Consider the following 21,912-nt stretch of genomic DNA (forward strand, 5'->3'; position numbering starts at 1 on the left):
ATGTCCTGGTGCGGTCGGACAGTCGCTTGGCAAATTGCTGATGACTAAGTACTGCCGACATCTGTGGGAGCGAGCTTGTTCCGGGCGGCGATCCAACGATAGCGGTGTATCAGTCGATATCAGTGTTGAATGTTTGTCAGTCATCGTCGGATCGCCGCCCGGAGCAAGCTCGCTCCCACAGTTGATTTGCGGTGTTTGGGATAGGGTGTTCGGCAGATGCTCTACCCCCCATGGCAGCAGCCGGCTGGCGCCTCGTCGTCATACCGATCATGAAGCCTTACCCACTCCATGATTTCCTCTTCATTACGCCCCTTGGGCGTCAGGTCCAAGTAGTTGTAAGCCCCAACCAACATGTCCAGGCCTCGGGCATAGGTGGAATAGGTGTGGAAGATTTCACCGGCCTCGTTGCGATAAAACACGCTGAGGCCAGGAAGTTCTTCTTCGGCACCGTCAGTTTTTTCGTAGTTGTAGGTGGCTTTACCGGCGATGACGTCTTCTGCTCGGGCCGAGACGCCGAAGTCGTAATTGAAATCGCAGCCTTCTGACGACACCCAATCGAATTTCCAGCCCATGCGCCGTTTGAAGGCCTGGAATTCGGCGAACGGTGCGTGGGAAACCGCCACCACGGCGACGTCATGATGGGCCAAGTGCTGGTTGGCGCCGTCAATGTGATCGGACAGGAACGAGCAGCCAGAGCAGCCTTCGTCCCAGCCTTTACCAAACATGAAGTGGTAGATGACTAATTGGCTACGGCCGCCGAACAGGTCAGCCAGTTTCAGTTCGCCGTTCGGGCCCTGAAAGCGATAGTCCTTGTCGATTTTCACCCAGGGCAGGGCGCGGCGTTCGGCGCTGAGTTTGTCTCGCTCTTTGGTGAAGGCTTTTTCGTGGGCCAGGTGTTGCTTGCGGGCGGCGAGCCATTCTTCTCGGGAGACGACGGGGTGATTCTGTACGTTCATTTGGGATTCTCCTGCGGGGTGCTGGGAGGTGACTTACACAGCCTAGTCGTTTGGCCTGCGCTCAATTCGACATACCGCCGGTCGGTACAGGCAAAAACCTCGGCTGAACGGCTACGAAACGCGTCGGTCACAACCTATGAAGGCCATCTCACTCGCGGGCACTGGAGGTTGATCAGGATGACGACTTATAACTGGGATTTGATTGAACGCTTGCTGCACGAGGTGCAGAACGGTGCAAGTAGCTTCACGCCACGGCCCTATGCCGAACAGTATGCAGCGGAGAAAGCGGCGGAGGGCGAGACTATTGAAAACCTGGATCACCTGAAAGCGGTGGCCGGTGAGTATGAAAAGTTACTGTTGGCGCGTGGTTATATCGAGCCTCGGCCTGAGGAGCAGGGTGGCACCGGATCGAATTACATTTTGACGCCTCGGGGCTCGAGTTTATTGAGCCTGATCGACAGCAGTATTCCGGGGAATGACCATCCGCGGCAGGTGTTGGATGAGCAGGAAGATGCGCTGGATGAGGTGACGTTTGATACGGTCGCATCTAAGGCACAGATTGCCTGAAGATCACATCAAGCCCCTGTGGGAGCGAGCTTGCTCGCGATGAGGGAATCACATTCAACATTGATGCTGAATGTTAGGCCGCTATCGCGAGCAAGCTCGCTCCCACATTTTATTTTGTGTTGCGCCTAACCCTTCTGCACCGCCTTCAAACACTTCAAATCACTGAAATCCTTCCTCACCCCGTCGATTTTCTTCAGCAACCGCTGGCGCTGTTCTGGCGTGCTCTCTGCCATCAAATCCACAAATAGCCCCCGTGCCTGAGCTTCGGTGTTGGCGTAGGCCTGGCGATAAGCGGGCGTCCACAAGCTCTCTCGATTCACCAGAAGCGTCTCGATTCTCTGTGGGAATTCTGGACTCTGGCGCTGCGCAACTGCCGCACTGAACTGCTTCTGCCAATGGACGCGGTTGGCGATCCATTGCGTGTTCTGGTCACCCAAGGCGTTTGACCACGCGACAACACGCAGCTGCTGGGTTGCGCTGAGCGGGCCGAGCCAATCATTCAGACGTTTTTCCATACGCTGGCTGCGTGCCTTGATCTGTTGATCAAGAGACGGTTTGAGGTATTGCTCCTGGCGTTTGCGCTGGTCCTTGGCAAAGGCCTCATTCATCTCCGCGACTTGCTGGTCATTCAGTCCCCGTAACAGCTCAATGGCCGATGGGGTGATTTCCCTCGCGGTCTGGGCGATGGCCTGTTTGGCTTCCTGGGTGCGGGCTTGCAGCGCAGCGTCTGTGACCTGGTTGGTCTCGACCATGACTTGCAAGCGGTCCAGCCAGTCGAGGTAGCCCGGCAGTTGCGTGGTGCAGTGCCAGCTCAGGTGTTCCTTGAGGCGCTCGTTGAACCAGCCTTTCTGCTCGCCGTTCATGTCCAGGTAGTCGCTGAGCGTCCACGGAATGATCACGTCGAGGTTGCGATAGGCCAGGCCCACGCGGCTGCACGCACCGAGGGCGAGACTGAGGGTGATAACGACGACGAGACACTTCAACCAGCGCGACATGGGCGAATCCTTTGCGAAGGCCTGGCTTTTTTAATGGGCTTCTTTATGTGAACGCAGGATGAGCCTCGCAGTTCAGCCGATCAATAAAAGGCGCGTTCGGCCTTGAGGGTGAGCAGCCCGTCGCATTGGCTGTTGTGCCCGGAATAGGCGGAGCAGCTGTTGCCGCTCAGGCTGGAGTCACTGTAGATCAAGTCCAGATCGACGCCCATGAACGGGCGGGACAGTTGCACTGACCAGTCGGTGAAGTTGCCCACATAGCCACCGTCGACGGACACCGGCGTGTTGAGCTGGTGGGTGGTGTATTTCATGCTGATGCCGATGCCGAACGGCTGATTGCCGCCCAGGTCGGCGAACACGGTGCTGTTTTGCTTGTCCGGATCGTTGCTGAAGGCTGCGCCGAAACGGCTGCCCAGAAAGGTCAGGCCACCGAAAAGCTCCTGGCTGTCGAGGGTGTCCACTTTCGGATAGCTGTAACGGATCATGCCGACTTCGTACCCGAGGGTACTATCGAAAGGCTGTTTAAAGCCCATGTAGGAGTCGACTTCAAGGTTGGCCCCTGGCGTTAAACCCATGCTGGGTGCCCATTGGCCCACGTAAAAACCGCTGTCGTGACTCAGGTCGAGCCCACCGTGGAACGAGCCGGTGCTGGAAGGTTTGACTAGTCCCTGGGCCATGCTGCGGCTGGGGGTGGTGCCGAGTTTGAGATCGAAGTCGCCCAGTTCACGCTGAAAGATTTGCGCATTGGCGACCGAGCACGACAGCAGGGTGCCGAGCAATAAATAGGAGGGTTTGAGCATGCGTCACTCCATGACAGCGAGGTGCAGGCACTAAAAACCTACTGGAACGCTTGATCTAGACGTGTGCAAGCATACCGGCGAATGCTCGGCATTGAGGGCCGTTCGTCGATTTTTGAAATATTGGTTTGTTTGCGGGGGTGTGGCGAGGAGGGTTCCAGTCCAAGCGCTTCGAAGCTCAAAGCGCTTAGGGACCAGGTGACGCGGCGGATCTTGGGGAAGTTACTTCTTGCCCAGAGTGATCTGCTTGGACGGGCCGAACGTCTGGCCGCTGACGCCTTTGGCAATTTGCTGGATCTCTCCGCCGGACTTGAGGAATGCAGCAATCTGGTTGTTGATCGATTCGCTGGTTTCAACGGCTGGAGCTGGCTTTGCTTTGCTGTTGGATGCTTTTACACGCATGGCGGCCATTAACCTATAGAAAATTAACTTGGCCAGGCATCGTACAGGAAATACTTGACAATTGCTTGGTAAATATCCCCCCGAAATACACGGGGCAGATGAAGAGTTAATCACAAGTTATTATTCTGAATAGGCCTCTAAGCTGCTGTTTTAACTAAGAACGGTCGTGAAAAACTACAGTTTTTCGCTTGGTGGGCAGGTGCGAAAATCGCCAGAACGGCCTGACGAGCGGCCAGGCGCGTGCGGTAAAACCCAGGAAAATTAAGCCCTTCAGAGGATTTTCTTGCGCCACCGGGCTGGCCAGCGAACGCAGCCCGCAAAACCGGGTAGAATGCCGCCCACGCAATGAGGGTATTGGAAATGGCTTTAGTCGGGCGCTACAACAGTTTGCAAGTGGTTAAACACACTAACTTCGGTTTATATCTGGACGGTGGCGCGGATGGCGAAATCCTCCTGCCTAATCGTTATATTCCCAAAGATATTCCCAGCGAAGATGAAGACTGGCTCAACGTTTTTATTTATCTGGACAGCGATGACAAACTCATCGCAACTACCGAAAAGCCGAAAGTTCAGGTCGGTGAGTTCGCCAGTTTAAAAGTCGTTGAAGTCAACAGCATCGGTGTTTTCCTGGATTGGGGTTTGCCGAAGGATCTGTTGCTGCCGTACTCCGAAGAAAAGCGTCAGATGACCGCCGGCGAGTATGTCGTGGTGCACGTCTACCTCGACAAGCACACCCGCCGCATCACCGCGACGGCGCGTCTGGACCGCTACCTCGACAAGACCCCGGCCAACTACACCCCTGGCCAGGAAGTTGATTTGCTGGTTGCCGAAGCCACCGATATGGGCTTCAAGGCAATCATCAACAACAAGCACTGGGGCCTGATTCACAAGAACGAAATCTTCAAGTTCATGCGCGCCGGTAAAGAAGAGAAGGGCTTTATCAAAGAAGTCCGCGCCGACGGCAAGATCAGCCTGAGCCTGCAACCGGTCGGCGAAGAAGCCGCCACCAGCCTGAACTCGAAGATTCTCGCCAAGTTGCGCGACAACAATGGCAGCCTGCCGGTCAGCGACAAGAGCGACCCGACGGTGATCAGCAGTATGTTTGGCGTGAGCAAGGGCAACTTCAAAAAGGCCATTGGTGCGTTGTACAAGAACGGCCAGATCGTCATTCATGCCGATCGCATTGAGCTGAGCTGACCGTAATACCAGTCAAGCTCTTGTAGCAGCTGTCGAGCCCCGGCGAGGCTGCGTTCGGCTGCGAAGACGCAGCCTCGCCGGGGCTCGACAGCTGCTACAGGGGGGCGTTTTGCCCTATGCCGGGCTTTGTTTTTTTCTGCCGAGTTTCTGCCATGGATTGTGTTGTCGAGGTGTTCCGGTGAGTGCCACCCGGCGCAGCGCCGATGGGTTTGCCCTGCAAGTGATGATTGGGTTGTGCCTGATCTGGGGTATTCAGCAAGTGATGATCAAGTGGGCGGCGCCAGACATCGCGCCGGTCATGCAGGCCGCCGGGCGCTCGGGTATTTCCGCGTTACTCGTAGGATTGTTGATCTGCTGGAAGGGCGGCTGGGATCAAGTGGGCAATACCTGGCGCGGTGGACTACTGGCTGGCGCGCTTTTTGGCCTGGAGTTCTTCTTCATTTCCGAAGGCCTGCAACTGACCACGGCCGCGCACATGTCGGTGTTCCTTTACACCGCGCCGATCTTCACCGCACTGGGCGTTCATTGGCTGTTACCGAGTGAGCGTTTAAGGCCGGTCCAGTGGCTGGGGATTTTCCTCGCCTTCGTCGGGATCGCCATCGCCTTTGCCGGTGGGGTGTCCTGGGATAATCTCGATCACCGTATGTTGATGGGCGATGCGCTGGGCGTACTGGCCGGCGCGTCCTGGGGCGCAACCACGGTGGTGGTGCGCGCCTCTCGCCTGTCGGAAGCGCCGGTGACCCTGACGCTGTTCTATCAATTGATTGTTGGTTTCGTTGGCCTGTTGCTGATCGCGATCCTCAGCGGCCAGGTCACCCACGTCAGCCTGACCACCGTGGCGGTGGCCAGTGTGTTGTTCCAGGGATTGGTGGTCTCGTTCTTCAGTTACCTGACCTGGTTCTGGCTGTTGCGCCGTTATCTGGCGGCAAACCTGGCGGTGTTTTCGTTCATGACGCCGCTGTTCGGCGTCACGTTCGGCGTGGTGCTGCTGGGCGAAGCGCTGAGCTTCAACTTCGTTGTCGGCGCGGTGCTGGTGTTGTTGGGCATCACCTTTGTCAGCGCCGAGCAGTGGGTGCGCCGTCGCTTGCGCAAAGCCCTTGGGCAGAGCTGACCGAGCGCAATAACAGACCGCCAGCGACAATCAAACCGCTGCCGGCGAACACCAGTGCGAGTTGCAAACCACCGCTGAAGTGGCTGCTCAACGCGGCCAGCAACGGCCCGCTGAGCTGGCCCACGGCAAAGCACGCCGTCAGCAGCCCGGCGTTGCGCTGGGTGGCGTGGGGCGCCAGTTCCCGGGAACGTTGCATTACCAGCTGCATGCAGGCCAGGAACGGCGTGCCGCAAAGGATCACGCCCAAGGCCAGGCCTGGGCCGCTGCCCAACAAGCAAGCGAAAACCCCAGCCGCTTGCAGCCACAATGTCGCCATCAGCCAATAGCGAGTGCCCTGCGGGTGTTGTCGACGCAGACTCACCAGCACCACCCCGATGGCCGAAGCAAGACCGAAGCAAGGCCAGAACAGATCGGCCTGCCATTGGCCATGGAACTGCGCATTGGCCATTTGCGAGAGGAAAGTGGCCGGAATGATGTAGCCCAAACCGTACAATCCATAGACCACACCTAAACGGCCGATGCCATGATTTCCCGAACCAGCGACGCTGGGAGCGGCGGCCACGGTTGTAGCCGGTTGCGGCAGGAAGGGCAGAATCCCCAACAACATCGCCAGCCCGACGCCGGCATACACCAGCCACAAGGCAGCAGAAGTCTGCCCCAGCAGGTTCGAGCCCAAGGCCAGCAAGCCCGTCAGAAAAATCCCCAAACCCGGTCCGGCAAATACCAGGGCGCCGAGCCGTGGACGACCGGCCGCCGCGGCCAACGGCTGGCTCAACGCGGTGATCATCACCAGCACCCAGGCGCTGGCCACGCCTGTGCCGAACCGCAGCACCAGATGGGACCAAAACCCGTTGGCCCAGAACGAGGCCAATGTCAGCAATACACAGAGCCACAAACCGCCGAGCAAACGCCGGCGCACTTGCTCGGGGCGGCGAGAGAACATCGCGTCCACCGCACCGACGAAGTAGCCGAGGTAGTTGGCCGCGGCAATCAGACCGGCGGCGGTCAGGTCAATTTGGCCTTCACTGAGCAGGTGCGGCAACTGAGGCGTGAGGGCGAAACGCCCGATACCCATGGCCATCATCAGTGCGATGAAACTGGCGAGTAAGCGAATCAGAGGGGACATGGTCTGAATTCCAACAGAGGATCAATGACCGTCAGGCTAGGACTGATTGACTTTCTTTTAAAATGAATAATAGTGAGTAACTTGTTCTGATTTGGAGAAAGGTGTGGAATTCAGCCAATTGCGGATTTTCCAGGCAGTTGCGGAGGAGGGTTCCATCACCCGTGCTGCCGAACGCCTGCACCGGGTGCCATCGAACCTGTCTACCCGGCTTAAACAGCTGGAAGAGCAACTCGGCGTAGAACTGTTCGTGCGTGAACGTCAGCGTTTGCAATTGTCGCCTGCAGGAAAAGTCCTGCTGGATTACACCGCCAAGTTGTTCAATCTGCGCGACGAAGCTCAAGCGGCGGTGCAGGGCGGGCAACCGGCTGGGGACTTCGTGCTCGGCACCATGTACAGCACGGCGGCGATTCATCTGCCGGGGTTGTTGGCGCGTTATCACCGCACTTACCCGGCGGTGAACCTGCAAGTGCAGTCCGGGCCAAGCGGCGAATTACTTGAAGGTTTACTCACCGGTCGCCTCGATGCGGCGTTGGTGGACGGTCCGCTGGAACTGGCCGGGCTGGACGGCGTGCCGTTGTGCGACGAACGGCTGGTGCTGATCAGCGAGGCCGATCACCCGCCGATTCTCAGCGCGCTGGATGTGGAAGGGCGGTCGGTGTTCACCTTTCGGCAGGGTTGTTCCTACCGGATGCGCCTGGAAGCCTGGTTTGCCCATTACCATGCGGCGATGGGCCGGGCGATGGAAATCGAGTCTTATCCGGGGATGCTTGCCTGCGTGATCGCTGGCTCTGGCGTGGCGCTGATGTCAGAGTCGATGCTCGCCAGCCTGCCGGGCCGCGAAAGCGTGGCGGTGCATCCGTTGGTCGAGCCATTTGCCAGTGCCACCACGTGGCTGATGTGGCGCAAAGGCATGGTCGGGGCGAACTTGAACGCCTGGCTTGAGCAGCAACAATTGGTCTATCCGTCGGCGCCGAGTCAGGCCTTGGCGATGGCTTGAACTATCGGTCAGGTATTTTGATCAATTCAGTAACAGATCATTGCGACTTTGGGCGAGCATTACGTAGGACTTCGGACTATTATCAGTGCGAAGTGGCTACAGAATTTTGGCCACTCGGCACTACCCTGAAGGGGGCACCATGAAAGAGAAAATCCAAAACTGGCTGCACGACCTGGGTGTTGCACTCGGTTTGATCGAACCACCTCTGCAACCTGTGCCTATACGCACTGACGACGAACAACGCCGACGCCAGCAGCGTCGCCGGTAAGCGCGACGCAGCCGTTGTTGTAGCAGCTGCCGAGCAGCGCGAGGCTGCGTTCGGCTGCGGAGCAGTCGTAATCCGGCTAACGCGGTGAGTTTGAAAGAATGAAGTCGCAGGTTTCACGACGGCTGCGCCGCCGAACGCAGCCTCGCGCTGCTCGGCAGCTGCTACAGGGGCCCAGGTGAATTCAAGAGAGTGGGCGGGCTTAGTGCCTTCCGATCTCCATCAAAAACAGGCTCAAGTCATTCGCCGTCCTGGCGGTCTTGAGCATCTGATCTTCCTCGGCCGTAAACGCCGTCAATCCCAGCTCATCTTCCAGATGGAAGATCAGTTCTTCGATATCTTCTTTATCCAATCCCAATTGAGCGAGGCTCGCGTTGTCGTCGAAGTCATCCTGACCCTCCAGCAGGCGGCGGATGAAGCGATGCACGGCAGCACGAACGGCAGCTCTTTTCATGGTGGTTCTTCGAGGGCGTTATTGTTGTTGTCCCTTGGGGCTGAGTACAGCAGGCTTCAGACGTGCAAGCGCTGCCACTCGTCAATCATCGTGCGCAAATGTTCCCCGGAAAAACTCCCGAAATGCCCGCCGTGCACCGTGCGGATCGGCAACTCGCGCAAACGCTGCAGGCTGCGGGCGTAGTCGTCAAGGTTGGAGTGGTAGGCGTCTTCGATCAGCGGCCCGTCGTAGATGATGTCGCCACTGAACAGGGTCTCGGTCGCCGCTTCGTACAGGCTGATGCCGCCCGGTGAATGCCCCGGCGTGTGCAGCACTTGCAGCGTGCGGTTGCCCAGATCCAGCACGTCACCTTCTTCGATCAAACCTGTGGCTGGTGCGGCTTTGACCCGATACTCGGCGTAGCATAACGGGCAATCCGGGTGCGCTTCGAACATCTCGTCGCCGACAAACGCCGTGCTCAGTGTGTTTTCGCCGTCCGGTGACGCGAGGATCTGCGCTTCAGCCGGATGCACCAGTCGTTCAGGAAATTCGTGATGGCCGGCGATGTGGTCGAAATGGCAATGGCTGGCCACGGCGACCAGCGGCCGCTCGGTGATCCACGGCAGTTGCTCGCGCAGGCTGACCAGCCCGGAACCGCTGTCGAGCAGCAAGTCTTTGTCGCGGCCCTGGATGTGCCAGAGGTTGCAGCGATAGAAGGGGCGGATGTAAGGCTCGTGAATCAGGCGAATGCCATCACTGAGCTGTTTCACCTCGAACCACTGATCGCGAGAAACAATCTTCATCAAAGGTTTTCTCCAGACGAAAAAAAACGGGTGTGGCAACCGACGCCACACCCGTCGAAGAAAGCATCAAGTCGTTATGTTCAGCTTAGGCGGCGTTGGCCACCATTACCGGGCGACGGGACATCAGGCTGACCAGCACGAAGCTCACCAGACCAACGCCGAGGCTGTAGTAGATCGGGGTGTTGGCATCCAGACCGTCTTTGAACATGAACACCAGCGCCGTGGCGAAGCCCATGCCCATGCTGGCGATAGCGCCCGCGGTGTTTGCACGTTTCCAGAAAATCGCACCGATCAGCGGGATCAGCATGCCGCCCACCAGCAGGTTGTACGCCAGGGTCAGGGCACTGATCACGTCATTCACGACCAGAGCGATGCCAAGTACCACGATGCCGGTCAGCAGGGTGAACAGGCGGTTCATGCCCAGGCTCGACTGTTTACCACCGCGCAGTTTCGGCAGCAGGTCTTCGGTCAGGGTGGTGGCAGCGGCGAGCAGGCCGGCACTGGCGGTGGACATCATGGCCGCCAGGGCGGCGGCGATCACCAGGCCACGGATACCATCCGGCAGGGACAGTTTGACGATGGCGGCGAAGGCGTTGTTGACGTTGTCCAGGTCCGGGATCAGTACATGAGCGGCCATGCCGATCAGGGCACAAGCCAGGCCGTAGAAGATGCAGTAGATGCCCGCGAAAGTACCGGCGTACTGAGCGACTTTGGCGGTGCGGACGGTGAACACACGCTGCCAGATATCCTGGCCGATCAGGATCCCGAAGAAGTAGATCATGAAGTAGGTGATGATGGTGTCCCAGCCAATCGTGGTGAAGCTGAAGGCGGTTGCCGGCAGTTTCAGCACCAACTCATCCCAACCACCGACGCGGTACAGGCAGATTGGCAACAGGATGAACATCAGGCCCACGGTCTTGATGACGAACTGGACGATGTCGGTCAGGGTCAGGGACCACATGCCGCCGATCGCCGAATAAATCACCACCACGCCACCACCGACCAATACTGACAGCCAGAACGGCAGGTCGAACAGCACTTGCAGCACGGTGCCAATGGCCAGGATCGAGACCACGCCGATCATCAGCGCGTAGGCCAGCATGATCACCGCGCTCGCGGAGCGGGCCATCGGGTTGTAGCGTTTTTCCAATACCTGGGTAACGGTGTAGATCTTCAGTTTCAGCAGCGGTTTGGCGAGAAACAGGTTCAGTGCCACGATCCCGCAACCGAGGGCCGCGCAGAGCCAGAAACCGGAGATGCCATAGACGTAGCCCAGGCGCACGGTGCCGACGGTGGACGCGCCGCCCAGGACGGTGGCGGCCATGGTGCCCATGTACAGGCTCGGGCCGAGGTTACGACCGGCGACCAAAAAGTCTTCGTTGGTCTTGGCCTTGCGCATGCCGTAGTAGCCGAGTATCAGCATCGCGGCGGCGTAGATGAGTACGACGAATAAATCCAATGCCATGATGGCGTGTCTCCGATTGTCTTTTTTATGGTGAAACAAAAATATTTCTGTGGGGCATCCTTCTGTGGGAGTGAGCCTGCTCGCGATAGCGGTCTTGCAGTCACATCAATGTTGGATGTGCCGCCGTCATCGCCGGCAAGCCGGTCTCGCTCCCACAAGGGAAAGGTTGTCAGGCGGGCTGACGTAGTTCAGGTTTTGCCATGGTGCTTGCACCCTTGCTGCGTGCATCGTTTGGACCGAACACCGCGGCCGATTCCGGGAACAGGCTCAACAGCGCCAGGTACACCAGCGACGCCAGGCCAAGGGTGACCGGCAAGCTGATGTCGATGCCGCCGGCCAGTTCACCGAGCGGGCCAACGAACTGCCCAGGCAGGTTCACAAAGCACAAGCCCACCGCAGCACTCGGGATCCAGGCACCCAGCCCACGCCAGTTCCAGCCATGCGTGAACCAGTAGCGGCCACCTTTTTCGCCGCGGGTGAACACTTGCAGGTCATCCGGGCAGTAGAAGCCACGGCGCACCAGCAGGCCGATGATCATGATCACCATCCACGGAGTGGTGCAGGTGATGATCAGCACGGCGAAGGTCGACACGCTCTGCACCAGGTTCGCTGCAAAACGGCCGATGAAGATGAAGGCAATCGACATTACGCCGATCAACAACGTGGCCTTGACCCGCGACAGCACACGAGGGAACACGCTGGACATGTCCAGCCCGGTGCCATAGAGCGAGGTGGTGCCGGTGGACATGCCGCCGATCACCGCGATCAGGCACACCGGCAGGAAGAACCAGCTTGGTGAAACTGCCAGCAGGCCGCCGACGTAGTTGTTGGCCGCGATGTAGTCCGGTGCCTTGATCGCTACGATGGTGGCGGTGGCGAGGCCGAACAGGAACGGGATGAAGGTTGCGATCTGCGAGATCACCACCGCCGCCATGATCCGGTGCTTGGAGGTATCACGCGGGATGTAACGCGACCAGTCACCGAGGAACGCACCGAAGGAAATCGGGTTGCTCATTGCCACCAGCGCCGCGCCGATGAAGGCGGCCCAGAAGCCGGGTTGGCCCATGCTGACGGTGCCGGCGTAGTTCACATCGAACGGGCCGATGAAGGCGAAGATGCCCAGCAGGAACAACAGGCTGGCACTCCACACTGCGATCTTGTTGACCCACAGCAGGAAGCGGAAGCCATAGATGCAGACTGTCAGTACCAGGATCGCGAACAGACCGTAGGCCAGGCCCAGGGTCAGGTCGGTTTCCGGAAGACCGATCAGGCGTTTGGCGCCACCGATCAGCGCATCACCCGAACTCCACACCGAGAGCGAGAAGAAGGCGATGGCGGTCAACAGCGACAGAAACGAACCGACGATCCGCCCGTGCACGCCGAAGTGTGCACCGGAAGACACGGCGTTGTTGGTGCCATTGATCGGACCGAACAGGCCCATTGGCGCGAGGATCAGCGAGCCCAGCAACACGCCCAGCACAATCGCCCAGACGCCCGCCTGAAAAGACAGGCCGAACAGTACCGGGAAACTGCCGAGCACGGCGGTGGCAAACGTGTTGGAACCACCGAAGATCATCCGGAACAAATCCGTCGGGCCTGCGGTGCGTTCACTGTCCGGGATCTGTTCGACCCCGTAGGTTTCAATGTGCGTAAGGCTTTGGTCTTTGTTGTTGTTATTCATGATCAGCTCCGATCATAAAGGCGCGCTCATCGTGTGCGAGCGTCACCTGTTTGGCTAAGGGGTTGGCAGCCCTTCCGGCATCGCGGACAAATGTTCGTGGCAGGCCAGCCATGGGCCTTGTTGTTGTCGGCGAAACACAATCGTCTCGCGCTCCTGGCTGAAGTGTTGCTCCCCTTGCATGCGCAGCTCGGTGGCCACGTCATGGATGAAAATCGCCACGTCACCCTGCAGGCTGACGAAGGCGTTGCTTGAAGTACACGAAAGCACTTCGAAGCCATCCTCCGAGCGCCAGGTGTCCCACAACGCCTGATAGGCATCGCGCGACAGCAGGGGCTGCTCGAGGGTGTAGAACACGAAGCTGGCGTCGGCGCTGAAGGCGCCGAAGTAAGCTTCGCGATCATTACGGGCAAAGGCGGTTACCAGATCGGCAGCGGCCTTGAGTACCTGATCACGTTCGTTCACGACCAATCCTCAGCGGTGGACCACGCCAGGCAGTACGCAGAGCATTTCGTACAGCAGGTTGGCGGCCAGCAGCGAGGTGTTGCCGGTGGTGTCGTAAGCGGGCGAGACTTCTACCAGATCGCAACCGACCAGGTCGAGGCCTTGGCAGCCGCGAACGATTTCAATTGCCTGAATGGTCGTCAGACCACCGATTTCCGGGGTGCCGGTACCTGGCGCCCAGGCAGGGTCGATGCCGTCGATGTCGAAAGTCAAGTACACCGGACCGCCGCCGACTTTCTCGCGAACTTCAGCCATCAACGGGGCCAGGGATTTGTGCCAGCACTCTTCGGCCTGAACCACGCGGAAGCCTTGATTGCGGCTCCAGTTGAAGTCGTCAGCGGTGTAGCCCTGAGCGCGCAGACCAATTTGCACGACACGGTCGTTGTCCAGAAGGCCTTCTTCAACGGCGCGACGGAAGGTGGTGCCGTGGGCGATTTTCTCGCCGAACATGTGATCGTTCACATCCGCGTGAGCGTCGATGTGCACCAGGCCGACCTTGCCGTGCTTCTTATGGATCGCACGCAGGATGGGCAGGGTGATGGTGTGGTCGCCGCCGAGGGTCAGGGGGATCACATTGTGTTCGAGGATTTTGTGGTAGGACTCTTCGATGATCCGTACCGCGTCCAGCAGGTTGAACGTGTTGATCGCCACGTCACCGATGTCGGCAACCGACAGCGAGTCGAACGGTGCAGCGCCGGTGGCCATGTTGTACGGGCGGATCATCACCGATTCAGCGCGGATTTCGCGAGGTCCGAAACGGGTGCCTGGGCGCAGGGACGTGCCGATGTCCAGCGGGACGCCAACGAAGGCAGCATCCAGACCGGCAGCGGTTGGCAAATGGGGAAGGCGCATCATGGTGGCGATGCCGCCGAAGCGCGGCATTTCATTGCCGCCCAGTGGTTGGTGAAGAATCTTGTCCACGGGTAAGGCCTCATCGTCGTTGTTTTATTTATGTCGGTTGCGCAGGTCGGGGAGACGCAGGCACCGCTGTGGGGGCAATTCTGCGAAATGTAGTGGCCGGGAAGAATCGCTACGGGCAAATACTTAGTTCAGATTTTTCTAAACTAATGGCTGGAGGGGGATTAGACTTTGCGGCATTGAGATTTGTGCTCGCCTCAAGAACGACCCCTCACCCTAACCCTCTCCCCAGGGGGGAGAGGGGACTGATCGAGGTGTTCTCGGGAATTACATCGACCTGAAATATCGAGTCAAACTCAGGATTTGAAAGCCATGGAGATCGGCTCCCTTTCCCCTTCTCCCCAGGGGGGAGAGGGGACTGACCGAGGTGTTCTCGGGAATTACATCGACCTGAAATATCGAGTCAAACTCAGGATTTGAAAGCCATGGAGATCGGCTCCCTTTCCCCTTCTCCCCAGGGGGAGAGGGGACTGACCGAGGTGTTCTCGGGAATTACATCGACCTGAAATATCGAGTCAAACTCAGGATTTGAAAGCCATGGAGATCGGCTCCCTTTCCCCTTCTCCCCAGGGGGGAGAGGGGACTGATCGAGGTGTTCTCGGGAATTACATCGACCTGAAATATCGAGTCAAACTCAGGATTTGAAAGCCATGGAGATCGGCTCCCTTTCCCCTTCTCCCCAGGGGGGAGAGGGGACTGACCGAGGTGATCTCGGGAATTACACCGACCTGAAATATCGAGTCAAACTCAGGATTTGAAAGCCATGGAGATCGGCTCCCTTTCCCCTTCTCCCCAGGGGGGAGAGGGGACTGATCGAGGTGTTCTCGGGAATTACATCGACCTGAAATATCGAGTCAAACTCAGGATTTGAAAGCGATGGAGATCGGCTCCCTTTCCCCTTCTCCCCCGTGGGGAGAGGGCTGGGGTGAGGGGTGGATTCAACAGGCAACACATTTCTAAAACCCGGAGCCCCCATGGCCAACGCATTACCCGACCTGAAACTGTTGCGCATCTTCGTCAGTGTGGTTCGCCATCAGGGGTTTGCCAACGCCCAGCAAGAGCTCAACCTCTCGACCTCGGCCATCAGCACTTACATGAGCCAGCTCGAAACCGCCCTCGGTCTGGTGCTCTGCCATCGCGGTCGTGGTGGTTTCAGCCTGACCAGCAAAGGCGAACTGTTCCACCAGGAAACCCTGCGTCTGCTCGGTGAACTCGAAGGCTTCGAGCAATACGCTGCCGCCCTCAAAGGCGAACTGCGCGGCACCTTGAACCTCGGCGTCATCGACTCCACCGTCAGCGACAAGGCCTTGCCGTTCGCCGAAGCCATTGGCGCCTACAGCCAGGAACACCCGGCCGTGCATTTGCATTTGTCGGTCATGAGCCCTTACGAACTGCAACTCGGCGTGCAGGACAACCGCCTCGACCTGGCCATCGGCGCGTTCTCCACGCGCATGAGCGGTCTGGTCTACATGCCGCTGTACCGCGAACAACACTGGTTGTATTGCAGCAGTCGTCATCCGCTGTTCACCGAGCGGCGCATTCCCGAGCAAGTCATCACTCAGCAACGCATGGTTGGTCGTGGATACTGGAGCCAGGCGGAACTGGCACGCCACGGCTTCAAACACAGCGCGGCGACGGTGGAAAGTATGGAGGCGCAGCTGATTCTGGTGCTGTCGGGCGCCTACATTGGTTACCTGCCGGAGCACTACGCGCAGGCTTGGGCGGATAAGGGCGATTTGCGAGTGCTGCTGCCGGCGACCTTCGGTTATCAGGCGCCGTTTTCGATGATCGTGCGTCGTGGCCGCAGCCGCGAGCCGCTGATCCAGACCTTTCGCGATTTGCTCAAAGCGCAACTGAATCAGGCTTGAAAACTATGTCCAGAATCCAATGTACGCGCTGCCTGCGTCCGCAAACCCATTGCCTGTGCCCGCTGATTCCGAGCCTCGACAGCCGCACCCGAGTGCTGTTGTTGCAGCATCCCAGCGAAGTGAACCATGCGCTGAACACCGCGCGGTTGGCGGCGTTGGGGTTGAAGAATGCCGAGCTGATGGTTGGCGAGGTGTTCGAGGATTTGCCAGCGCTGTTGAATCAACCGGGGTATCAGGCGCGGTTGTTGTTTCCGGCTGACGATGCGCAGTCGTTGCAGGCGTACACCGCGAATGACGAGCCGCTGTTGCTGGTCGTCCCGGACGGCACCTGGCGCAAGGCGCGCAAGATGCTGCACCTCAATCCGTTGCTGGCGGCGTTGCCACGAGTGACGTTGGCGGACGGCGGGGTGTCTCGATATCGACTGCGCAAAGCCCCCGGGCCGGGGGCGTTGTCGACGGTGGAGGCGATTGTGCAGGCGTTGCAGACACTGGAAGCGCCGAGCTCTTTTGAACCCTTGTTGAAACCGTTCGAGGCGTTGATCGAGGGGCAGATTGCGGCGATGGGGGAGGAGACCTACCAGCGTAACCATGGGCCGAAATAACTGGCGGCTGTAAGGGCCTCTTCGCGAGCAGGCTCGCTCCGACAGTTGATTTGTGGACGACGCAAAACCACTGTGGGAGCGAGCCTGCTCGCGAAGACGATAGAACAATCACCACCCATTCCGGCAAGAAACTACCGCTCGCGCATCGCCTCGGTCCGGGCTTTGAGTACCGGTTTGAGCAAGTAATCCAGCACACTTTTCTCCCCGGTAATGATATCCACCGTCGCCACCATCCCCGGAATGATCAGCAATGGTTTGATGTCGCCACCCAAATGGTTTTTATCCGTGCGTACCTGAATCAGGTAGAAGCTGTTGCCCTTGTCATCCGTAATCGTGTCCGCCCCAATCAACTCCAGCTTCGCACTCAACCCACCATAAATCGTGTAGTCGTAAGCACTGAACTTGACCATGGCTTTCTGTCCCGGGTGCAGAAATGCGACGTCCTGCGGCCGGACCTTGGCTTCGATCAGCAAGTTGTCTTCAATGGGCACGATTTCCACCATGTCGCTGCCCGGCTGGACCACGCCGCCGATGGTGTTGACCTTCAGCACTTTGATAATCCCGTGAACCGGCGACACAACCGTGGTACGGGTTACGCGGTCATCAATAGCAATGCTCGATGCCGTGATTTTCGACAGGTCTGTGCGCTTTTCATTCAGCTCTTTCGCCGCGTCGGAGCGGAAGGATTGTTCGGACTCATCAATCTTGCTTTTGATCTCATTGATCGCCGATTCCGCACGGGGAATCGCCAGGGTCGTAGCGTTCAATGAGCCGCGAATCTCCACCGCACTGCGTTTGAGTCGCAGGATTTCCACCGGCGAAACCGCCCCGGTGCCCACCAGCGGCGCGGACATGTTCATCTCTTGTTGCAGCAATGCCAGGCTTGAACTGAATTGGCCCTGCTTCGAGCGGAACTCCGCCAGTTCCTGGGATTTCTGCCGAAGTTGCTCACTCAGGGTGCGCTGTTCGCTGGCCAGTCGCCGTTGCCGTTGCTCGTACAGTGAGCGCTCGTCTTCGGCCACTTGCGGCGCCTTGGCGATCACTTCCGGGGACAGCTTGAACGGCCGGCCTTCCGCTTCGGCCGACAGCCGTTCGACCTGCGCGGTCAGCGCATAACGATCCGCCTCGCTTTCGCCCTTGTTCGACAGGAATCGAGTGTCATCGAGGCGCAGCAAGGTGTCGCCCTTGTTCACCATTTGCCCTTCGCGAACGAAGATCTCAGTGACGATGCCGCCCTCCAGGTTCTGGATCACTTGAACTTTGCTCGACGGAATCGCCTTGCCTTCGCCCATGGTCACTTCCTGCAGCACCGCGAACTTGGCCCAGACCACCGCCGTGATAATCAGCGCCGCCGCCAGCCACACGGTGATCCGCGACCAGCGTGGGGAATCCTGCAATGAGGCGCCGGCGGTTTCCGGCATGAATTCGCTTTCGGCGCTTTTGCTGAAACTGCCAAAGTAGCCGCGTGGCTTCGAATTAGAGCGCGACGCGTCGGATGATGAACGGGCCATGGCTAGCTCCTAGACAGCCGCAGAGCCGACACGGCCCTTGCGCAGTGCATCGATGACCACTTCTTTCGGACCGTCGGCGACGATCCGCCCGTTGTCCAGCACCACCAGCCGATCCACCAGGCTGAGCATCGAGGTACGGTGGGTCACCAGCAGCAGGGTTTTGCCCTGGACCCAGCGGTGGAGTTTTTGCCGCAGAACGTCTTCGCTGCTGTTGTCCATGGCGCTGGTGGGTTCGTCGAGCAACATGATCGGCGGATCCAGCAACAAGGCGCGGGCCAGCAACACCGCCTGACGTTGACCGCCGGACAGCAGTTGTCCGCGTTCACCCACCGGCCGGTCGAAGCCTTGCGGATGCTGACGCGCCAGCTCGGTGACACCGGTCAGCTCGGCGACTTCGAGCATCCGTGAATCGCTGATGTAGCGTGCGCCGAGGGTCAGGTTGTCGCGCAGGCTGCCGGCCAACAGTGGCAGGTCATGGGCGACGTAACCGATTTGCTGACGCAGGTCGGCGACGTCTAGTTGCCGCAAGTCCAGGCCATCGAGCAGCAGCTGGCCTTCTTCCGGTGCGTAGAAACCCATTACCAGCCGCGCCAGCGTACTTTTGCCTGAGCCGCTGCGACCGATGATGCCGATCCGCTCGCCGGGTTTCACGCTGAAGCTGATGTTGGCCAAGGCCGGAGCGTTCTGGCCGTTGTAGTGGAAGGTCACACTGCTGACGTCTATCGCGCCTTGCAGTTGCGTGCGTTCCAGCGGCCGTTGTTTGGCGTCGCGTTCCTGCGGCAAGGACATCAGCGCATCGGTGCTTTTCATGGTCAGTTGCGCTTGCTGGTAGCGAGTGATCAAACCGGCAATCTGCCCCAGCGGCGCGAGCACCCGGCTGCCGAGCATGTAGGTCGCCACCAGCGCGCCGACGCTGAGGTTGCCGGCGATGATGCTGTAGACCCCGGCGACGATGGTCGCCATGCCAGAGAATTGCTGGATGAACAGCGTGCCGTTGGTGGCCAGTGCCGAGAGGTTGCGCGCATGGCTGTCGAGGCGGGTGAGGGCGCCGTGGGTGCTTTCCCATTTGTGCTGGCGTTCGCTTTCGGCGCTGCAGGCCTTGAGGGTTTCCAGACCGCCGAGGGTTTCGATCAGCAGTGCCTGGCGTTCGGCGCCCAGGGTCAGGCTTTTCTGTACGGTGTCGCGCAGGCGCACCTGGATCACCATTGCGAAGATGATCGTGATCGGAAACGCCAGTAACGGAATCACCACCAGCCAGCCGCCGAGCAGGCCGATCACCACCAGCATCAGCACGGCAAAGGGCAGGTCGATGAGGCTCGTCAGCGTTACGGCGGTGAGGAATTCCCGCAGGCCCTGGAAGTCATGGATGCTTTGGGCGAAACCACCAATGGTCGCCGGCCGCGCTTTCATCGCCATGCCGGTGATGCGTTCGAACAACGTGGCCGAAAGGATCACGTCGGTTTTCTTCCCGGCGGTGTCCAGCAGGTGCGCGCGCACCACCCGCAACACCAGTTCGAAACCGGTGCCGATCAGCAAGCCGATGGACAGCACCCACAACGTCGACGTGGCTTGGTTCGGCACCACCCGGTCGTAGGTCTGCATCACGAACAGCGGCACCATCATCCCCAGCAGGTTGATCAGGAAACTCGCCAGAATCGCGTCGCTGTACAGCCACTTCGACAGCTTCAACGTGTCGCGAAACCACGCCTCCACCCGTGGCACCAGCGGTGAGCGCAAGTCTTCGAGTTCATGCCGTGGCCGCGCGAACAAGGCCTGGCCGCTGTAATTCTCGGCCAGCTCGTCCGTGCTGACCCATTGTTCACCGCCGTCGGCTTCGCTCGGCAAAATCAGCAACTGCCCGTCATCGCCAAAGCGTCGTAGAACGGCAGTACGGCCGTTGTTGAGGATCAGCATTACAGGCAGGTTGAGGGCGGAAATGTCCGCCAGTTCACGGCGCAGCAATCGCGCCTGCAAACTGGCCCGGGCCGCTGCGCGAGGCAGCAGGTCCAGGCTCAAGCGTTGTTTGTTCAGGGGGAGCCCGGCACTCAGGCTGGCGCGACTGACCGTCGCACCATGGAGTTTGCAGAGGATCAACAGACCGTCCAGAAGCGGGTCATCGAAGCTCAGCCGCGGATCAACACTGATGTTGCCGGGTTCCATGCTGGTCACATTGATCGCTCCCGTTGGCATAGGTATCTACACATCTCTCTGTAGGAGCTGCCGCAGGTTCGGGCCGAGTTCGGACGATCTTTTGATCTTGTTTTTTTCAGGATCAAGATCAAAAGATCGTCCGAACGCGGCCCGAACCTGCGGCAGCTCCTGCAGGGGTTACTTCAGTTCAGGCAAACGGGCTTCGTTTTTTACTTCCGTGGAGGCGATCGCATCGGCGGGCAACACCACCCTTTGTTTGCTCAGCAACTGCCCCATGTTCGCCAGCACGCGGTACATCGAGAACTCCTCGGTGTAGCGCACTTCGGTGTAGCGGCGGTTGGCGTTGTAGAGCTCGTTTTCACTGTCCAGCAGGTCGAGCAGGGTGCGTTGACCGAGGCCGAACTGGTCCTGATACGCCACGCGCACGCGTCGGCTGGTATCCGCGTATTCGCGGGCGGTCGGGGTTTGTTTCTTGGCATTGACCATGGCGTTCCAGGCCAGGTGAATGTTCTCGTTGAGTTGGCGCAGGGCATTGTTGCGGATGTCCATCGCCTGGTTGATCAGGTGCGCATCGGAGGCCAGGCGAGCCTTGTCGCTGCCACCGCGGAACAGGTTGTAGTTCATCACCACGCCGACGCGCCATTCGTTGTCGTGGCCTTCATCGCCCTGCACGTTGTTGTTCGCACCCACGGCGGCTTCGGCGTCGAAGCGAGGGTAGAACGGCGACTTGGCAACTTCGTACTGGCTCTCGGCCGATTGCACATCGGCCTGGGCGGATTTCAGGTACGGGTTGTTTTCCACCATGCTTTGCTGGGCTTCCTGCAGGGTGGCGGGCAGTTCGCCGCGGGTCGAGGGCGGGGCTTCGAGTTCATCGGGCAGGCGCCCCACGACGGCGTAGAAGTTCGACTCGGCATCCGCCAGATCGACTTCAGCGGTATCGAGGTTGTTTTGTGCCAGTGCCCGGCGAGCGACGGACTGATCGGAGTCGGCGGTGCTGCCGATACCACGCTGGGTGCGCAGACCGATCTGATCGTTGACCCGCATGTGCGCTTGCAGATTGTTCGTGGCCAGGGTCACCAGTTCGCGGCGCTTGAGCACTTCGAGGTAGACCTCAATGGTGCGCAGCGCCAGATCCTGAGCGGTGCCCTGAGCGTAATAGGCCCGGGAATTGACCACGCCTTTGGTTCGCTGGACTTCGTTCGAGGTGTTGAAACCATCGAAGAGCATCTGCCGCAGACGTAATTCCGATTGGGTGTAGGTCAGGATTTCGGTGTGGTGATTGCCGAGTGCCCGGGTGTTGGTGTTATCGCTGTACCCGCGCCCGTAGGCGGCATTCAGATCAACCGATGGATAAAATCCTCCCTTGGCGACTTTCACTTGCTCATCGGCCGAGAGGCGGCTGTCTACACGCGACGCCAGCTCCGGGTGGGTCGCGATGGTGCTCTGGATTGCCTCCGTCAATGACATGGCCTGAGCCTGTGAAGTGCAGGCCATGGCCAGCAGAATTGCGCTGCAGAGGGGGGTTAAAACGCGCATGGGTGCCTCTCCCTGATTCCTAATGGTGCTTAT

At 59.2% G+C, this 21,912-nt stretch carries 21 protein-coding genes; 7 read left to right on the forward strand and 14 right to left on the reverse strand.

Going from position 1 to position 21,912, the window contains the following annotated elements; genetic code table 11:
* Positions 1-221: 221 nt before the first annotated feature.
* Positions 222-956 carry a DUF899 domain-containing protein gene (locus tag JFU47_RS24790; RefSeq protein WP_201186321.1) on the reverse strand — a complete coding sequence of 245 codons (735 nt, stop codon included), beginning with the start codon at positions 954-956 and terminating at the stop codon, positions 222-224.
* Positions 957-1,133: 177 nt separating this feature from the next.
* On the opposite strand from JFU47_RS24790, the gene JFU47_RS24795 reads away from it, so the two are divergent.
* A complete protein-coding gene (locus tag JFU47_RS24795) occupies positions 1,134-1,523 on the forward strand; it encodes a transcriptional regulator (RefSeq protein WP_201186323.1) in 390 nt (129 codons plus the stop codon).
* Between the two features lie 125 nt (positions 1,524-1,648).
* Here JFU47_RS24795 and JFU47_RS24800 read toward each other — a convergent pair whose 3' ends face one another.
* From JFU47_RS24800 to JFU47_RS24810, 3 genes are all read right to left on the reverse strand, one after another.
* Positions 1,649-2,518 carry a DUF6279 family lipoprotein gene (locus JFU47_RS24800; RefSeq protein ID WP_201186325.1) on the reverse strand — a complete coding sequence of 290 codons (870 nt, stop codon included), beginning with the start codon at positions 2,516-2,518 and terminating at the stop codon, positions 1,649-1,651.
* An 80-nt stretch (positions 2,519-2,598) separates the two neighbouring features.
* Entirely contained in the window at positions 2,599-3,315 is a 717-nt protein-coding gene (locus JFU47_RS24805) for a TorF family putative porin (RefSeq protein ID WP_123364468.1), read from the reverse strand.
* Between the two features lie 219 nt (positions 3,316-3,534).
* Positions 3,535-3,723, reverse strand: a complete 189-nt coding sequence (locus JFU47_RS24810) for a hypothetical protein (RefSeq protein WP_017337097.1) — start codon at positions 3,721-3,723, stop codon at positions 3,535-3,537.
* A gap of 351 nt (positions 3,724-4,074) precedes the next feature.
* Here JFU47_RS24810 and JFU47_RS24815 point away from each other — a divergent pair, with 351 nt between their 5' ends.
* A complete protein-coding gene (locus JFU47_RS24815; protein WP_033056115.1) occupies positions 4,075-4,911 on the forward strand; it encodes a CvfB family protein in 837 nt (278 codons plus the stop codon).
* A gap of 178 nt (positions 4,912-5,089) precedes the next feature.
* Positions 5,090-6,022, forward strand: a complete 933-nt coding sequence (locus JFU47_RS24820; protein ID WP_123364470.1) for a DMT family transporter — start codon at positions 5,090-5,092, stop codon at positions 6,020-6,022.
* Here the strand turns inward: JFU47_RS24820 and JFU47_RS24825 are convergent.
* On the reverse strand, positions 5,967-7,148 hold the full coding sequence (locus JFU47_RS24825; protein ID WP_201186327.1) for an MFS transporter: 1,182 nt from the start codon (positions 7,146-7,148) through the stop codon (positions 5,967-5,969). The genes JFU47_RS24820 and JFU47_RS24825 overlap by 56 nt on opposite strands.
* A 103-nt stretch (positions 7,149-7,251) precedes the next feature.
* Here JFU47_RS24825 and ptrR point away from each other — a divergent pair, with 103 nt between their 5' ends.
* Together ptrR and JFU47_RS33305 are read left to right on the forward strand one after the other, a co-directional pair.
* Positions 7,252-8,145 carry a putrescine utilization regulator PtrR gene (gene ptrR / locus JFU47_RS24830; RefSeq protein WP_201186329.1) on the forward strand — a complete coding sequence of 298 codons (894 nt, stop codon included), beginning with the start codon at positions 7,252-7,254 and terminating at the stop codon, positions 8,143-8,145.
* 139 nt (positions 8,146-8,284) lie between these two features.
* Positions 8,285-8,413, forward strand: a complete 129-nt coding sequence (locus JFU47_RS33305; RefSeq protein WP_007914492.1) for a PA1414 family protein — start codon at positions 8,285-8,287, stop codon at positions 8,411-8,413.
* A 199-nt stretch (positions 8,414-8,612) separates the two neighbouring features.
* Here the strand turns inward: JFU47_RS33305 and JFU47_RS24835 are convergent, their stop codons facing one another.
* The 6 genes from JFU47_RS24835 to speB form a co-directional block, all read right to left on the reverse strand.
* A complete protein-coding gene (locus JFU47_RS24835; RefSeq protein ID WP_123364473.1) occupies positions 8,613-8,864 on the reverse strand; it encodes an acyl carrier protein in 252 nt (83 codons plus the stop codon).
* 56 nt (positions 8,865-8,920) lie between these two features.
* On the reverse strand, positions 8,921-9,646 hold the full coding sequence (locus JFU47_RS24840) for an MBL fold metallo-hydrolase (protein ID WP_201186331.1): 726 nt from the start codon (positions 9,644-9,646) through the stop codon (positions 8,921-8,923).
* Positions 9,647-9,731: 85 nt separating this feature from the next.
* Positions 9,732-11,111 carry a sodium:solute symporter gene (locus tag JFU47_RS24845; protein WP_201186333.1) on the reverse strand — a complete coding sequence of 460 codons (1,380 nt, stop codon included), beginning with the start codon at positions 11,109-11,111 and terminating at the stop codon, positions 9,732-9,734.
* Positions 11,112-11,280: 169 nt separating this feature from the next.
* Positions 11,281-12,792 (reverse strand): purine-cytosine permease family protein, encoded by a 1,512-nt coding sequence (locus JFU47_RS24850; protein ID WP_201186335.1) that lies wholly within the window; start codon positions 12,790-12,792, stop codon positions 11,281-11,283.
* A gap of 54 nt (positions 12,793-12,846) precedes the next feature.
* The gene (locus JFU47_RS24855) at positions 12,847-13,254 is read right to left on the reverse strand and encodes a YybH family protein (protein WP_140895625.1); all 408 of its coding nucleotides are present in this window, start codon (positions 13,252-13,254) and stop codon (positions 12,847-12,849) included.
* Positions 13,255-13,263: 9 nt separating this feature from the next.
* The gene (gene speB, locus JFU47_RS24860) at positions 13,264-14,214 is read right to left on the reverse strand and encodes an agmatinase (protein ID WP_123364478.1); all 951 of its coding nucleotides are present in this window, start codon (positions 14,212-14,214) and stop codon (positions 13,264-13,266) included.
* Positions 14,215-15,185: 971 nt separating this feature from the next.
* Between speB and JFU47_RS24865 the strand changes: the two genes are divergently transcribed.
* Together JFU47_RS24865 and JFU47_RS24870 are read left to right on the forward strand one after the other, a co-directional pair.
* Positions 15,186-16,079 (forward strand): LysR family transcriptional regulator, encoded by an 894-nt coding sequence (locus JFU47_RS24865; RefSeq protein ID WP_201186337.1) that lies wholly within the window; start codon positions 15,186-15,188, stop codon positions 16,077-16,079.
* A gap of 5 nt (positions 16,080-16,084) precedes the next feature.
* A complete protein-coding gene (locus JFU47_RS24870; protein ID WP_201186339.1) occupies positions 16,085-16,681 on the forward strand; it encodes a tRNA-uridine aminocarboxypropyltransferase in 597 nt (198 codons plus the stop codon).
* 131 nt (positions 16,682-16,812) lie between these two features.
* On the opposite strand, the gene JFU47_RS24875 is transcribed toward JFU47_RS24870, so the two are convergent.
* The 3 genes from JFU47_RS24875 to JFU47_RS24885 form a co-directional block, all read right to left on the reverse strand.
* Positions 16,813-18,192, reverse strand: coding sequence for an HlyD family type I secretion periplasmic adaptor subunit (locus JFU47_RS24875; RefSeq protein ID WP_201186342.1), 1,380 nt, complete (start codon positions 18,190-18,192; stop codon positions 16,813-16,815).
* 9 nt (positions 18,193-18,201) lie between these two features.
* Positions 18,202-20,361, reverse strand: coding sequence for a type I secretion system permease/ATPase (locus tag JFU47_RS24880; protein ID WP_201186344.1), 2,160 nt, complete (start codon positions 20,359-20,361; stop codon positions 18,202-18,204).
* Between the two features lie 159 nt (positions 20,362-20,520).
* A complete protein-coding gene (locus tag JFU47_RS24885) occupies positions 20,521-21,879 on the reverse strand; it encodes a TolC family outer membrane protein (RefSeq protein ID WP_201186345.1) in 1,359 nt (452 codons plus the stop codon).
* Positions 21,880-21,912: the final 33 nt, after the last annotated feature.

The sequence above is a fragment of the Pseudomonas sp. TH39(2020) genome, assembly GCF_016650715.1.
Classification (GTDB): domain Bacteria; phylum Pseudomonadota; class Gammaproteobacteria; order Pseudomonadales; family Pseudomonadaceae; genus Aquipseudomonas; species Aquipseudomonas mandelii_C.